This is a genomic window from Dyadobacter flavalbus, from assembly GCF_006149045.1.
Classification (GTDB): domain Bacteria; phylum Bacteroidota; class Bacteroidia; order Cytophagales; family Spirosomataceae; genus Dyadobacter; species Dyadobacter flavalbus.
This window is the reverse complement of record NZ_VBSN01000027.1, coordinates 120,262-133,480: the sequence shown is the minus strand read 5'-3', so window position 1 is coordinate 133,480 and position 13,219 is coordinate 120,262. Positions and strand designations below refer to the sequence as shown.

Genomic DNA, 13,219 nt, shown 5'->3' with positions numbered 1-13,219 from the left:
CTGCCTGATTAATTACTTTATCAGGCAGCTTTGTATGTTTAATATGTGTTACGCCGAGTTCCTGGCCGCATTGATAATCCCGAACATAGCCCGCATAATCAGTTGATTATATGTTTCTACATCCACCGGCAATGTTTTGGAATCCTGCGCCAGCATCTGGAGCGCATATTGCTGAATGGTGATCAATGGCAGGACAATCCGTTCCCGCGTTTTGATGGAAACCTTTGTAATGTTGTTGCTGTCCAGCAATTCCTTTTGCCCCGAAACTTCCAGCAGCAGATCGCGTGTCAGCAGAAATTCATCATACATTTTATCCCAGAACTCTCTGTAATCCTCTTCGTCACGCAGGTATTTGGTTGCGGGGAAAAATGCTTTGGACAGCGACTGCATGGAATTTTCTATCAGTGTCCGGAAAAAGAGCGACTTTTTATATAACTGAACAATATCCTCTTTCCTGCCCTCTTCAATCAGTTGCTGTATGGCCGTTCCGAAGCCGTAAAAACCCGGTACGTTCTGTTTCATCTGCGCCCACGATCCTACAAACGGAATTGCACGAAGATCTTCAAATTTCAAGCCTTCATCATCATTACCACGTTTGGTAGGACGGCTGCCGATGTTTGTCTGGCCGTAAAAACGCAGCGGCGTCTTTTTGTCCAGATATTTTACAAACATCGGGTGATTTTTAAGATCAAGATAAGAGTTATATGCGGCTTCCGCCATTTGTTCAATCAGTATCTTGTCGTTTTCAGACAATTCTTCTTCAACCCTGCTTCCTCTGAACAAATGATTTTCAAGTCCGGCTGTAAAAAGCCTTTCCAGATTATACATGGCCGTAGTTACCGTTCCATAATTGGAGCTGATCGTTTGCCCCTGTACGGTCAGCTGAATTTCCTTATCTTCAATGTCTTTTCCCAGAGAAGAATAGAAATTATGGTTATTGCCGCCGCCACGCGCAGGAGGCCCGCCACGTCCGTCGAAGAAAGTGACTTTAATCCCGAACTCCCGCGAAACCTGCGTCAGTTCTTCTTTTGCACGGTATATAGACCAGTTTGCTCTCAGATAACCGCCGTCTTTTGTTCCGTCTGAAAAACCAACCATAATGGTCTGGTGGTTTTCACGGTTATTCAAATGATTCCGGTAATATTCATTTTCATACAACTGACGCATGATACCCGGCGCATTGGCAAGGTCGTCCACGGTTTCAAACAGCGGAACCACGTCCAGTGCCAGTTTGCCTTGCTCATCGGCAATCAGGTTTTTGGCCAAAGCCACAACCTGCATGACATTCAAAGCCGAGGTATTATTGCTGATTACATAACGATGCGCTCCTTTTTCACCGTTGTTTTGCTGGATTGTCTTGATAGCACGTATCGAGCCCAGAATATCTTTTGTCAGTTCATCTTCGTAATCTTCGTCACGCAGCGGAATATTCAGTGAAAGGAGCAGATCAATTTTCTTTGCTTCATCCCAGCTTTCATAATCACTGTATTTCAGCAGAGGAACCTTCTTTTCGAGCCTTTTTAAAATATCTTCCCACGCTTTTGCATGCTTGCGGCTGTCCTGACGAACATCCAGGCTGGCAAAAAAGAACCCGAAAATATTCAGTTTCAGAATAAAGTTATCCAGTAACTCCACAAACAGCCCCTGATGCTTGGACACCAGCACTTCACGGGACTTCAGGAGCTCGTCGATCAGTTCCTGTGCGTTGCTGTATCCTTCTTCAAACGGCCCGAAAATGGTGCTGTTCATTTTTCTCTCGGCCAGCGCAACGGCCTCATCCACTCCTTTGAAAGTCAGACGGCGCCGTAATGTTCTCAGATCACGGTAATAGCCTCTCAGCAATGTTTCTCTTAGCCTGGCTGCAACCTGAAGTGTGATTTCAGGATTTACAAACGGATTTCCATCCCGGTCGCCTCCCGGCCAGAAGCCAAGCCTGTAAACATTCGGATAAGGCCAGTCGTGTACGCTCATGCCCAGGCCATTGATCAGTTTTTCGAGAATGGAAGGGATCGCGTCATAATATACATTTTCAAGAAACCAGCAAAGGCTTACAGCTTCATCAAAAGGCGTTGGTTTTTCGTGATTGATAAAAGCCGTTTTGCCGAGTTGCAGAAGCAGCTGATTCACTTCGGTAAAATCGTTTTTCTTGATCGCATCTTCAAGATCGTTGATAATGCCCAGCACTTTACCGGAGTAAAACTGCGTTGGATGCGCGGTAAGCACAATGCGCACGCTGAAATCTTCCAGCTTTGCAAGCAGCTTTTTCTTAAGCTCTTCATTGTCCAGCCGATCCGTCAGATAATTGACAGAGCCTTTTCCGGTCAGGTCATGCGTGAGATCAAAGGCTGCATCTTCCACAGAATCGAAAAGCACAACTTGCCGTTCAATGTACTGAATAAAAGCAAAAAGCAGATCTGCCCTTTCCTTTGGCGTAGCAGTTTCCAGCAATTCCGAAAAGAAATGCTCAATGATTTCCTTTGGAGATTTCCCTTCCTGAAATCCTGTCTCACTTTGTTGTGTAAGAATGGGAAGCAACGAACCTGTCTGAAAAATGCCGCGATAAGGCAAACTCAGAAAAAGGCTGTTAAAAATATTGTACTTCGTTACAACTGCGTCCTGGAAACTATTATTCATACTCTGGCGACAAAATTATATTCTGAAACTTGCAATAAAAGCAAAGATACTCTTAAAAAATGGGTTTCAGGCCTTCGGATGGGCCTGCTGATGTGTTTTTTTAAGCTTTTCAATGGAGTTGTGCGTATATATCTGTGTTGCTGCCAGATTTGCATGGCCCAATAATTCTTTAATGGCATTCAGGTCCGCGCCTCTGTTGAGCAAATGTGTTGCATAAGTATGGCGCAATACGTGCGGGCTTTTTTGTGAAAGGGTGGTTACAGCCGATAAATATTTCTTGACGACCCTTTGAACAAAAACCGGATAAGCCGGCTTGCCCGAATCTGTAAGGATGAGAGAATCGGTATCTTCTGAAGGTGCTCTCAATTGCAGATACCTGCTGAGCAGTTCCGTCAGCGAAACGGAAACGGGAACAATGCGTTCTTTGGACCTTTTTCCAAAAACCCGGATGGTCCGGGTCGCAAGATCCAGATCTTTTATTTCCAGACTGATGATTTCTGCAAGGCGGATGCCGCTGCCGTAAAGCAGTTCCATAATCGTGCGATCGCGTGTTCCTTCAAAATCATCGGTAAATGCAGCTTCTTCAAAAAGCATTTCCATTGATTTTTCTTCTACAAACGCAGGCAGCTTTTTACGGGTTTTTAAGGCCGAAAGAATTTTGGAAGGATCATTTGAAATCACTTTTTTGCGCTTCAAAAAACCGTAATAAGTACGCAGGGAAGCAATTTTCCGGTTAACAGACGACGGATTGAGGCTTTCTTCCATCAGGCTCACAACCCACGAGCGGAGCATGGGCGGACTGGCCGTTTCCGGCGTACTGCACTCATACTGGAACAGCAGATATTTCTGAAACTGGTCCAGATCCGTCTGATATGCTTTTACCGTATGCTCACTCGCACGTTTCTCAAACTTCAGATATTCCAGAAATAATGTTATCATGGCCCTAACATACAAAAAAGAGCAATCTGTGACAAGACTGCTCTTTTTGTACTGACAGGATATAACTTTTCCCTGCAGGATCTTTCAGAAACAAATTCCGGAGAACTAGTCTTCTAAATGACCGTAGGTTTTTTCTTTGTAAACGGCACGCAAAACTTCGAAACGACGTCTTACAGATGGCTTTTCAAAAGCAGTACGGGCGCGAAGCTGGCGCATTGTACCAGTTCTTTCAAATTTCTTCTTGTAACGCTTAAGAGCGCGGTCAATCGATTCGTTATCTTTAATGTTTATGATAAGCATGCTTATAAAATATAATGTTCTTTGAATTGGTTTCTGAAATCGGACTGCAAAGAAAAGCTATATCAAACAGAAAATCAAGAAATAAGTCATTAATATTAGGTTATTTTTGTATTAATTGTACTGGCATACAAACCACTAACCCGCTAAACAGCCCGATATGAACTCGCGACTGGGAATTATTGATTTAGGAACCAATACTTTTCACCTCCTCATTACAGACAAAACAAACGACTCTGTCACTACCGTTTTTCATGAGAGCAGGCCGGCCCGGATCGGGCTTGGCGGAATCAGCAAGCGCATTATAACACCTGAAGCCCGTGGCCGTGCACTTGCCGTTCTGGAATATTTCCGTGAAAAGCTGGATTTCTTCGGCGTCAGACAGGAGCATACTTTTGCCTTTGGAACCAGTGCCATCCGGAATGCAGAAAACCAAGCCGACTTCTGTTCGGAAGTCCTGACCAAAACCGGCATTTCCATCCATGTAATCGACGGCAATCGCGAAGCGGAATACATTTATAAGGGTGTACGTTACGGCGCCGCTCTCGGAAATGATCCCTGCCTGATTATGGACATCGGCGGAGGCAGTGTAGAATTTATTGTAGGCAACGAAAACCAGATTTTCTGGAAACAAAGTTTTGAAATCGGTGGACAGCGGCTGATGGAAAAATTCATGCGAAATGATCCGATGTCACAATCAGACAGAAAGAACCTTTACAATTATTTTGAAGAAAGCCTGATCCCGCTTGCAAATGCTGTTCACCAGTATGCACCCTTAAAGCTTGTCGGCTCTTCCGGAACGTTTGACACACTTATTGACATTGATTATCAGCACAGAACAAATTCCCGGCCTCCCAAAAACCAAACGGATTTTACGCTTCCGATAGCAGAATTTTACAGGATTTATACGGCTATCCTCTCCGGTAACCATCAGGAACGCATGCTTATACCGGGCATGATTGAACTTCGCGTGGATATGATAGTCGTGGCAGTCTGCCTTGTGGATTATGTTCTGAAAAATTATGGTATCAATAAAATACAGGTTTCCAGCTACGCGTTGAAAGAAGGTGTGCTCGCCGAATTACTAAATCTTTGACTACAAACTAGTTTCTCTTTTGACCTAATATTACTTGTTATTGCAAGTAATGTTTATTTTTGTATACGTGCTTAATTAAACCAACTCTATGCGATTTGTTCGTTACCTACTTCTGGCGGGTCTTGTACTCGCGTACTTTAATAATGCTTATGCTCAAAAGAAAAAAGACAAAAATGAGAAACAGGAGGACGTCAAGATTGATAAAGCCGTTGAGGCAGTTGCCACTGCTGTAAAAGACAAGCTGAAAGACGACAGAAGAAAAAGTCCGAAAGCTTTTAAGGATTTAATTGATACAACCATTGCCGTTAGCCAGAAAGGAATGATTTCTGTGCATAAAATGGATGAAAAATGGTATTTTGAAATTCCCGATTCCCTGCTTGGCCGGGATATTATGGCCGTTACGCGTTATTCCAAAACAGCCGCCGGCGGGGGCATTTTCGGCGGTGAAGAAGTAAACAGGCAAATGATCCGCTGGGAAAAAGGCATGGACAATAACCTGCTGCTGCGCTCTGTTACGATAACGGTTGCCAGTCCGGACAGTACAAAACCTATTTTTCAGGCAGTAAAAAATTCGAATTCCGATCCGATCATCGGTGTTTTTGAAGTCCGCGCGGTCCGGAAAGAGCCCGGCGCGAAATCGTCGGTTGTTGAAGTAACCGATTTTTTCAATTCCGACAATCAGGTATTTTCGCTCAGTTCCGTCAGCAAGCAATTGCTCAAATTGACATCGTTCAAAAAAGAAGCATCGTACATTGAGAAAATCTGTTCTTACCCGATCAATACGGAAATCAGAACGGTGAAGACCTTTTCGGTTACACCTCAGCTACTTACTTCTTCGCCGATTCCTTCTATCGGCCAATATTTACCTTCCGGACTTGATGCGGGCGTTATTACACTGGAAATGAATACATCGATGATTTTGCTTCCGAAACATCCTATGCGAAAAAGGACTTTCGACAGCCGCGTCGGTTACTTTGCAAACCAGTATGCCATTTTCGGAGAAGAATCCCAAAGGTCGGATATAGAAACATTTGCGGTAAGATGGCGGCTGGAACCAAAAAATGAGGAAGATGAAGAACGTCAGCGCAGCGGAGAACTGATTGAACCCAAAAAGCCGATCGTTTATTACATTGACCCGGCCACTCCGAAAAAATGGCGCAAATACCTGAAGGCCGGCGTTGACGACTGGCAGGTTGCGTTTGAGGCAGCAGGCTGGAAAAATGCCATCCGCGCCGAGTACTGGCCTGAAAACGACACAACCATGAGCCTCGAAGATGCGCGCTATTCTGTAATCCGCTATTTTGCTGCCGATATCCAGAATGCGTACGGCCCGAACGTGCACGATCCGCGGAGCGGCGAAATCCTGGAAAGTCACATTGGCTGGTACCATAATGTGATGCGGTTGCTGCGAAACTGGTATATTATTCAGGCTGGTGCCGTGGACCCGAAAGCGCGCAAGAAAAAATTTGACGATGAACTGATGGGCCAGCTTGTACGGTTTGTGTCGTCGCATGAAATCGGCCATACGCTTGGCCTGCGGCACAATATGGGCGCGAGTTCGGCAACGCCTGTGGAAAAGCTGCGCGATAAAGAATGGATCGAACTGCACGGGCATACGGCCTCCATTATGGATTATGCGCGGTTCAATTATGTGGCGCAGCCCGAAGACAGTATTACAAATCTTTTTCCGAGAATCGGGGATTATGACAAATGGGCGATTAAATGGGGTTACAGCAGCATTTCTGACTGCAGCGGTGCTTCTGGCGAAAAAGCGCGGCTTAATGCCATGACGATTGAAGCTTACAAAGATCCGCGTCTGCATTTCGGAACGGAAATCAGCCCTTACGACCCGCGTTACCAGACGGAAGATTTGAGCGACAATGCCATGAAAGCCTCGGAATATGGTATCAGAAACCTGAAAAGGATACTTCCGAACCTGATTGAATGGAGCAAGGAAGACGGTGAAAGTTACAAGGAACTGGACGAAATTTACAGCAATGTTGTAGCGCAGTACCGCAGGTACCTGGGCCATGTAATTAAAAATGTCGGCGGTATTTACGACAATCCTGTAACGTACGACATGGAAGGTTCCACTTTTGAAACGGTACCGAAAGCTATTCAGAAAGAAGCCATTGAATTTTTAAATACCCAGTTGTTTAAAACGCCTTCCTGGCTGCTTGATCAGAATATTTTAAGCAAGATAAAACCGGAAACCGGAGTGGAATCGGTTAAGGCTTTGCAGGAATATACGCTTACGTCGCTGTTTGCCGGAGATCGTGCGGTGCGCTTGATGGAAACGGGGCTTACTTCAAAGTACTACACGCTGGATGATCTTTTTACCGATCTGGAAAGCGGAATCTGGTCGGAAGCAAAAACCGGAAAAAGCATTGATCTGTACCGCAGAAACCTTCAGAAAGTTTATACCGAAAAACTGATCGACCTTTTAAAACCCGGAAGGGCAAATGTGCTGTCTGTTCCTGTCGGCATAACTTACGGCTATTCTACACGCGTTGTGGAGCTGGACAAAACGGATTTGCCTTCTGTTGCACGTGCGCATCTGGAAAGCCTGAAAGCGACATTACAGCTTTCAGTTACCAAAACCAGTGACAAAATCACAAAATACCATATGCAGGATGTATTGCAGCGAATCAAATTTGCGCTTGATCCCAAATAGAGAAAGTTTGCCGGGCCATGAAGTACGGCATATTTTCTGACCAAAATTGTTATGCTGAAATTAACTGATCTTCTTCAGAAACATCCGGAATTTGACGCCGTTATCCGAAGTCAGAAACCGTACAGAAAGCTGGATTTTTCCAAAAATAATGAAGAATTGCTGCGTCTTGACTTGTCTGAAACAGCTGTATTTTCGGAGTATGTATCAAACAGACTTCTTTCCTGCAATGAATTTACCGGCATTGGCGGGTATGCGGAAAACCGGGTTATTTACCGGAATATGCGGCATTTCACAAGTGAACAAAATCCGCGCAGCATTCATCTTGGAACGGATATATGGACGGATGCAGAAGAACCGGTTTATGCTCCGCTGAACGCAAAGGTTCACAGTTTTGCATTCAATAATCAGTACGGCGATTATGGCCCGACCATTATTTTATGCCATGAATTGCAGGAAATTACCTTTTATACTTTGTACGGACATTTGTCATTACAATCTCTTGATGGATTGTATGAAGGAAAAAGCATTGCATCGGGCGAAAGATTTGCTTCCGTCGGAACATACCCGGAAAACGGAGACTGGCCGCCGCATCTTCATTTTCAGATTATAGAAGATATGAAAAACTATTCAGGAGATTTCCCCGGTGTGAGCAGCCTTCCGGATCAGCCGTATTATTTATCCATTTGCCCTGATCCGAACCTGATTCTGAGGATTCCGGAAAATAAATAAAAAATGGTTTGCTGCTGTTTTACAAATATTTACAAGACAGCAGCAAACCAAAATGATTTTTAGGAATAATTCAGACCTGCTTTTTATAAATCACCGTAGCAGCAGACTGGGCAGCGGCCAGAATTGTAAGATCGGCAATGGTTACCCGCGCCGGCGCATTTACGGCATAAAGAATGGCATCGGCAATATCGGAAGCCTGCAAAGGATCAAAACCCTGATACACTTTTTCGGCACGGCTTTCGTCTCCTTTAAACCTTACAAGCGAAAACTCAGTTTCCACTGCGCCGGGCGCTACGTTTGTAACTTTGATTCCGTGCTGCGTCAGTTCCAGCCGCATTCCTTCACTTACCGCTTCAACGGCAGCCTTTGAAGCACAATAAACCGTTCCGTTTGCATAGGTTTGCTTTCCGGCAATGGAACTGATATTCACAATATGGCCTTTTGCACGTTCGAGCATTAATGGAATAACGGCTTTGGAAACATACAATAATCCTTTTACGTTACCGTCAATCATCGCGTCCCAGTCTTCCGTATCGCCTTCATCGAGCGAGCCAAGTCCATGTGCGTTGCCCGCATTATTGATCAGAATATCTATATTTTTCCATTCGTCGGACAAAGATCCGATCATGGCCAGCACCGCACCTTTGTCACGGACATCGAATACAAGCGTGGTTACCCGGACCTGTGAAGACACGGTTCTGGAAACTTCATCCAGCTTTTCCTGACGGCGGCCGCAAAGAACAAGATTGATTCCTGATCTGGCAAATACTTCTGCTGTTGCCTTTCCTATTCCGGAAGTAGCTCCGGTAATTAATGCAATTCGGGACATTACTGAAATTCAATTCGTTTGTAATCGGGCAAGAAGCAAAATGGTTTTACTTCTTGTTCTTCGGAATGTTCAGACTGCTGAACTGGCCTTTTTCCAGTTGCGCCGCCTGACTGAATAAATGAACAGCCTGCTGATAAACATTGTCCGTCGGGTTCAGAACCTGAAAAACTTCATTGTTCAATCCGTTCTTTTGCTTTCTTCCCCAAACATAACGGCCAATAATGGCTTTGGTTTGAGAAGCAATAACCGGTCTGGAAAGATTCAGCTCCTTTTCATTAGGCTTGATGCCGGCTTTTGAAGCATCTTTAACCATATCGGACAGCATTTCGTCCGTGATCTGGAAATTCTGCAGAAATTCATTGAACGATTCTTTTTCCAGCTTTTTCTGATTTGCATTGGCGTATCGCAGTGCATATTCCCGGATGATGTTTTTAGAATAAAGTTCAAAAAGGTACTTGCTGTTCATCAATGTATCTTTCGGAACAAAAACATCCGGCGTAATACCGCCTCCGCCATAAACAATCCTGCCGCCGTCTGTTTTATAGACCTTGCTTTTGTCAAATTTAATGCTGTCTACGTTAAAAAGCTCACCGCTTTCATAACGGTGCGAAAGGTCCTGGCTGTAATCTTCCCCTTTCCCGAGTTCGTACGGCTTCTGGATACTGCGTCCGCTCGGCGTGTAATAACGGGAAATTGTTAACCGCAGTTCGGAGCCGTCTGTCAGTTTGATCGGCATTTGCACCAGTCCTTTTCCGTAAGACCTTCTTCCTACGACCAAAGCCCTGTCATGATCCTGCAGAGCGCCCGCCAGAATTTCGGATGCCGATGCACTTCCTTCGTCCACAAGCACGATCAGCGGGCCCTGTTCAAAAAGTCCGTCCACATGCGAGCGCGTTTTTCTGTCAAACCGACTGTCTTTTCCTTCAGTATAAACCAGCAGTTTGTCACCGGAAATAAATTCATCGGCCATGCTCGTTGCACGTTCCATATAGCCGCCGGGATTGCCGCGCAAGTCAAGAATCAGGTTTTTCAAACCATTTGCTTTAAGCGTTTTCAAAGCAGATTTGAATTCATCAAAAGTTGTTTCCGAAAACCTACTGACTTTGATATAGCCAATTTCATTATCAACCATATAAGATGCATCCACAGAATAAGTAGGAATGCGGTCACGAACTACGGCAAAATTCATTTTCTCGTTCAATCCTACCCTTTCAATGGCCAGATCAACTTTTGTTCCTTTTTTGCCCCGTAAAAGTTTATAAACCTGCGCATTGGTAACGCCCGGCCCGGAAAGATTTTCCTTATTTACAGAAAGGATGCGGTCACCGCTTTGTATTCCGGCTGCTTCGGAAGGCCCGCCGCTCAGCGGTGTCACTACATATACCGTATCGTTGTAAATATTGAACTCAACACCGATTCCGTCAAAGCCGGATTCCAGTTGCGACCTTGCGGCAGTTGCCTCTTCTGCATTGAAGTACGCAGTATGCGGATCCAGCTTTTCCAGCATTTTTGAAATGGAGAAATCGACAAGTTCGTCTGTATTGACAGAGTCCACATAGTTATTTTCGACGAGCATCAGAACCTCGCGGTATTTTGCATATCCTTTGGCAACATCGGAAAGCTTGCGTCCGCCGCTGAAAAAAGTACTGCCCAAAAGCACGCCTGCAGCGAGCGTGATACCGATAATGATGGGCAGCCGGACAACTGAACGTGAATTGCGAATCGGGGTCTGGGATTTTTCTGGATTCATTCTAATAGAATTTAAAAGGAGTGAGTGTCACAACTGCTTTCGGAAGCCTATTCATTAACGTGAAGTAAACGATTTTGGTTGCCTAAAGCAAATGAATATCAATGCATATCATCAAACAAAAGCCTTCAGAGATTCGGGATTACGGACGGTATCCATATTGATGCATTTCAAGGGATCTTCGCCCATTAAAATCCGCTTCATCGGCGCTTCAATCTTTTTGCCGTTCATTGTGTAAGGAATTTCGCTTACCTGCTCAATTGTGTCGGGAACATGCCGCGGACTGTACTGGCTTCTTAAGACTTCGTTAATCTGCTGTTTCAGTTTTTCCGTAAGTATTTTGTCCTTGCCCAGAACCACAAACAGCGATATGGTCCCGCCGCCGCTTTCTTTTTCAAGGTATACGGCCAGACTGTCTTTTACATCCGCGATGCTTTCTACGGCGCGGTAAATTTCGGCCGTTCCGATCCGTACGCCGCCGCGGTTTAAAGTAGCATCCGACCGGCCATGAATAATCACTGATTGCCGGGAAGTTATTTTGATCCAGTCGCCGTGCCGCCATACATTCGGGTACATTTCAAAATAGCTGCTGTAATATCTTTCATCGTCTTCATCGTTCCAGAAATATACGGGCATGGACGGCATCGGACGCGTAATGACCATCTCTCCAAGTTCATCTTGTACCGGTTTTCCGTTTGCGTCATAAGCTTCTACCCGGCAGCCCAGCATACGGCACTGGATTTCTCCGGCATAAACCGGCAGAATAGGACAGCCGCCTACGAATGCGCTGCAGACGTCCGTTCCACCGCTCAGTGAAATGAGCCAGACATCCTTTTTTACCTGTTTGTAAATCCATTCATAAACTTCCGCCGGCAAGGGAGAACCCGTAGAACCGATTGTTTCCAGCTTGTTGAGCCGTTCGGATGCGATGCTTACACCCGATTTCATGGAATTGATGAAATAACTTGCACCGCTTCCGAAATGCGTGATTTTTGCCTTTTCAGCCAGCGTCCACAAAACTTGCGAAGATGGGTATGCAGGCGCGCCGTCGTATAAAACCAGTGTTGCACCGCATAACAAGGAACCCAGTGCGTAATTCCACATCATCCATCCGGTTGTGGAATACCAGAAATAACGGTCGCCCGGCTTTACATTCTGATGCAGGATCAATGCCTTGAAATGTTCGAGCAGGCAGCCGCCTACGCTGTGCGTAATGGCTTTTGGCTGTGCGGTTGTTCCGGACGAATACAATATCCAGATCGGATGGTCAAAAGGAACGGGCTCAAAGTCAATTCCGAAGTTCTGAAGGTGCAGAATATCTTCCCAGGAAGTAAAACGCTCCGGCCTCGTTTCCGAATCGATATTGCTGATTAAGACCGTATCCCTGACAGAAGGCAGTGAAAATGACAGATCCTGTGCAAACGACGTAATATCGTATGTTTTTCCATTATAGGAGTAACCGTCTGCAATGAAAAGTACTTTGGGTTCAATTTGTAAAAAACGATCCATAATCGCCGCTTTGCCAAAATCCGGAGAGCAGGACGACCAGACGGCGCCGATGGAATTGGCCGCAAGAAATGCTATAACGGACTGCGGAATGTTAGGAACTATTGCTGCAACGCGGTCACCGGGTTTAACGCCGCGCTGTTTCAGCCAGGCTGCCACTGCCGCCACTTCGGATTCCAGCGTATCCCAGGAAATTTCCTTCAGTGCGGATTGTTCCGACTGAAAAATAATGGCAGGACGGTCCTTTGTTTTATTCCTGAAAATATGCTCGGCATAATTCAGCTTGGATCTTGTAAACCATTTGGTACCGATCATGCCGGACTGCGGTCTCTGAAGGACTTCCAGATAAAGATCGTGTGATTTGATGTTGAAATAATGCCAGAGACTTTCCCAGAAATCTTCCAGATCTGTTACCGACCAGTCCCACAAATCGTGATAAGAACGGAAATAAAGACCTTTTTTAACAAAGAGCCAATCCATAAACCGTTTAAGATTGGATTGTTCCAGTAAATTTCTCCCGGGCTTCCATAGCGGCTGCTCCTTGACTTCCACTGACATATTTTTTTCTTTTTGTTGAAGGTTATCATAGAATCAAAGCTTTGTTGGCAGCTTTGATTTAATTGTACTTATAAACGTTCCGTTATTACTTTTGACATAGCCCAAAACAAAAAAATTTAGTCAGGAAATTAGCGTATCTTTGTATCCTAAAATTTTAAAACACTTAGTACTCTGATCATCAGATACGTTGGTTAGCTGATTTTAGTGGCA

Annotated in this window: 9 protein-coding genes; 3 read left to right on the top strand and 6 right to left on the bottom strand. The window is 45.0% G+C overall.

Going from position 1 to position 13,219, the window contains the following annotated elements; all coding sequences use genetic code 11:
- Nucleotides 1-48: 48 nt before the first annotated feature.
- From FEM33_RS05775 to rpsU, 3 genes are all read right to left on the bottom strand, one after another.
- Nucleotides 49-2,634 (bottom strand): phosphoenolpyruvate carboxylase, encoded by a 2,586-nt coding sequence (locus FEM33_RS05775; protein WP_139011143.1) that lies wholly within the window; start codon nt 2,632-2,634, stop codon nt 49-51.
- Between the two features lie 66 nt (nt 2,635-2,700).
- Nucleotides 2,701-3,573 (bottom strand): tyrosine-type recombinase/integrase, encoded by an 873-nt coding sequence (locus FEM33_RS05770; RefSeq protein ID WP_139011142.1) that lies wholly within the window; start codon nt 3,571-3,573, stop codon nt 2,701-2,703.
- 105 nt (nt 3,574-3,678) lie between these two features.
- Nucleotides 3,679-3,873, bottom strand: a complete 195-nt coding sequence (gene rpsU, locus FEM33_RS05765; protein WP_026629542.1) for a 30S ribosomal protein S21 — start codon at nt 3,871-3,873, stop codon at nt 3,679-3,681.
- Nucleotides 3,874-4,030: 157 nt separating this feature from the next.
- Between rpsU and FEM33_RS05760 the strand changes: the two genes are divergently transcribed.
- The 3 genes from FEM33_RS05760 to FEM33_RS05750 all read left to right on the top strand — a co-directional run bounded on the left by FEM33_RS05760 (nt 4,031) and on the right by FEM33_RS05750 (nt 8,369).
- Nucleotides 4,031-4,966, top strand: coding sequence for a Ppx/GppA phosphatase family protein (locus FEM33_RS05760; RefSeq protein WP_139011141.1), 936 nt, complete (start codon nt 4,031-4,033; stop codon nt 4,964-4,966).
- An 88-nt stretch (nt 4,967-5,054) separates the two neighbouring features.
- Nucleotides 5,055-7,640 (top strand): zinc-dependent metalloprotease, encoded by a 2,586-nt coding sequence (locus tag FEM33_RS05755; protein WP_139011140.1) that lies wholly within the window; start codon nt 5,055-5,057, stop codon nt 7,638-7,640.
- 51 nt (nt 7,641-7,691) lie between these two features.
- Nucleotides 7,692-8,369 carry a peptidoglycan DD-metalloendopeptidase family protein gene (locus tag FEM33_RS05750; RefSeq protein ID WP_139011139.1) on the top strand — a complete coding sequence of 226 codons (678 nt, stop codon included), beginning with the start codon at nt 7,692-7,694 and terminating at the stop codon, nt 8,367-8,369.
- Nucleotides 8,370-8,439: 70 nt separating this feature from the next.
- Here the strand turns inward: FEM33_RS05750 and FEM33_RS05745 are convergent, their stop codons facing one another.
- From FEM33_RS05745 to FEM33_RS05735, 3 genes are all read right to left on the bottom strand, one after another.
- The gene (locus tag FEM33_RS05745; RefSeq protein WP_139011138.1) at nt 8,440-9,198 is read right to left on the bottom strand and encodes an SDR family NAD(P)-dependent oxidoreductase; all 759 of its coding nucleotides are present in this window, start codon (nt 9,196-9,198) and stop codon (nt 8,440-8,442) included.
- A 46-nt stretch (nt 9,199-9,244) separates the two neighbouring features.
- Nucleotides 9,245-10,948 carry a S41 family peptidase gene (locus tag FEM33_RS05740; RefSeq protein ID WP_139011137.1) on the bottom strand — a complete coding sequence of 568 codons (1,704 nt, stop codon included), beginning with the start codon at nt 10,946-10,948 and terminating at the stop codon, nt 9,245-9,247.
- Nucleotides 10,949-11,059: 111 nt separating this feature from the next.
- A complete protein-coding gene (locus tag FEM33_RS05735) occupies nt 11,060-13,009 on the bottom strand; it encodes an acetoacetate--CoA ligase (RefSeq protein WP_139011136.1) in 1,950 nt (649 codons plus the stop codon).
- Nucleotides 13,010-13,219 lie beyond the last annotated feature (210 nt).

Coding starts and splice junctions, on each gene's coding strand:
- FEM33_RS05775 (WP_139011143.1), bottom strand. CDS start 2,634: ATGAATAATAGTTTCCAGGACGCAGTTGTAACGAAGTACAATATTTTT.
- FEM33_RS05770 (WP_139011142.1), bottom strand. CDS start 3,573: ATGATAACATTATTTCTGGAATATCTGAAGTTTGAGAAACGTGCGAGT.
- rpsU (WP_026629542.1), bottom strand. CDS start 3,873: ATGCTTATCATAAACATTAAAGATAACGAATCGATTGACCGCGCTCTT.
- FEM33_RS05760 (WP_139011141.1), top strand. CDS start 4,031: ATGAACTCGCGACTGGGAATTATTGATTTAGGAACCAATACTTTTCAC.
- FEM33_RS05755 (WP_139011140.1), top strand. CDS start 5,055: ATGCGATTTGTTCGTTACCTACTTCTGGCGGGTCTTGTACTCGCGTAC.
- FEM33_RS05750 (WP_139011139.1), top strand. CDS start 7,692: ATGCTGAAATTAACTGATCTTCTTCAGAAACATCCGGAATTTGACGCC.
- FEM33_RS05745 (WP_139011138.1), bottom strand. CDS start 9,198: ATGTCCCGAATTGCATTAATTACCGGAGCTACTTCCGGAATAGGAAAG.
- FEM33_RS05740 (WP_139011137.1), bottom strand. CDS start 10,948: ATGAATCCAGAAAAATCCCAGACCCCGATTCGCAATTCACGTTCAGTT.
- FEM33_RS05735 (WP_139011136.1), bottom strand. CDS start 13,009: ATGTCAGTGGAAGTCAAGGAGCAGCCGCTATGGAAGCCCGGGAGAAAT.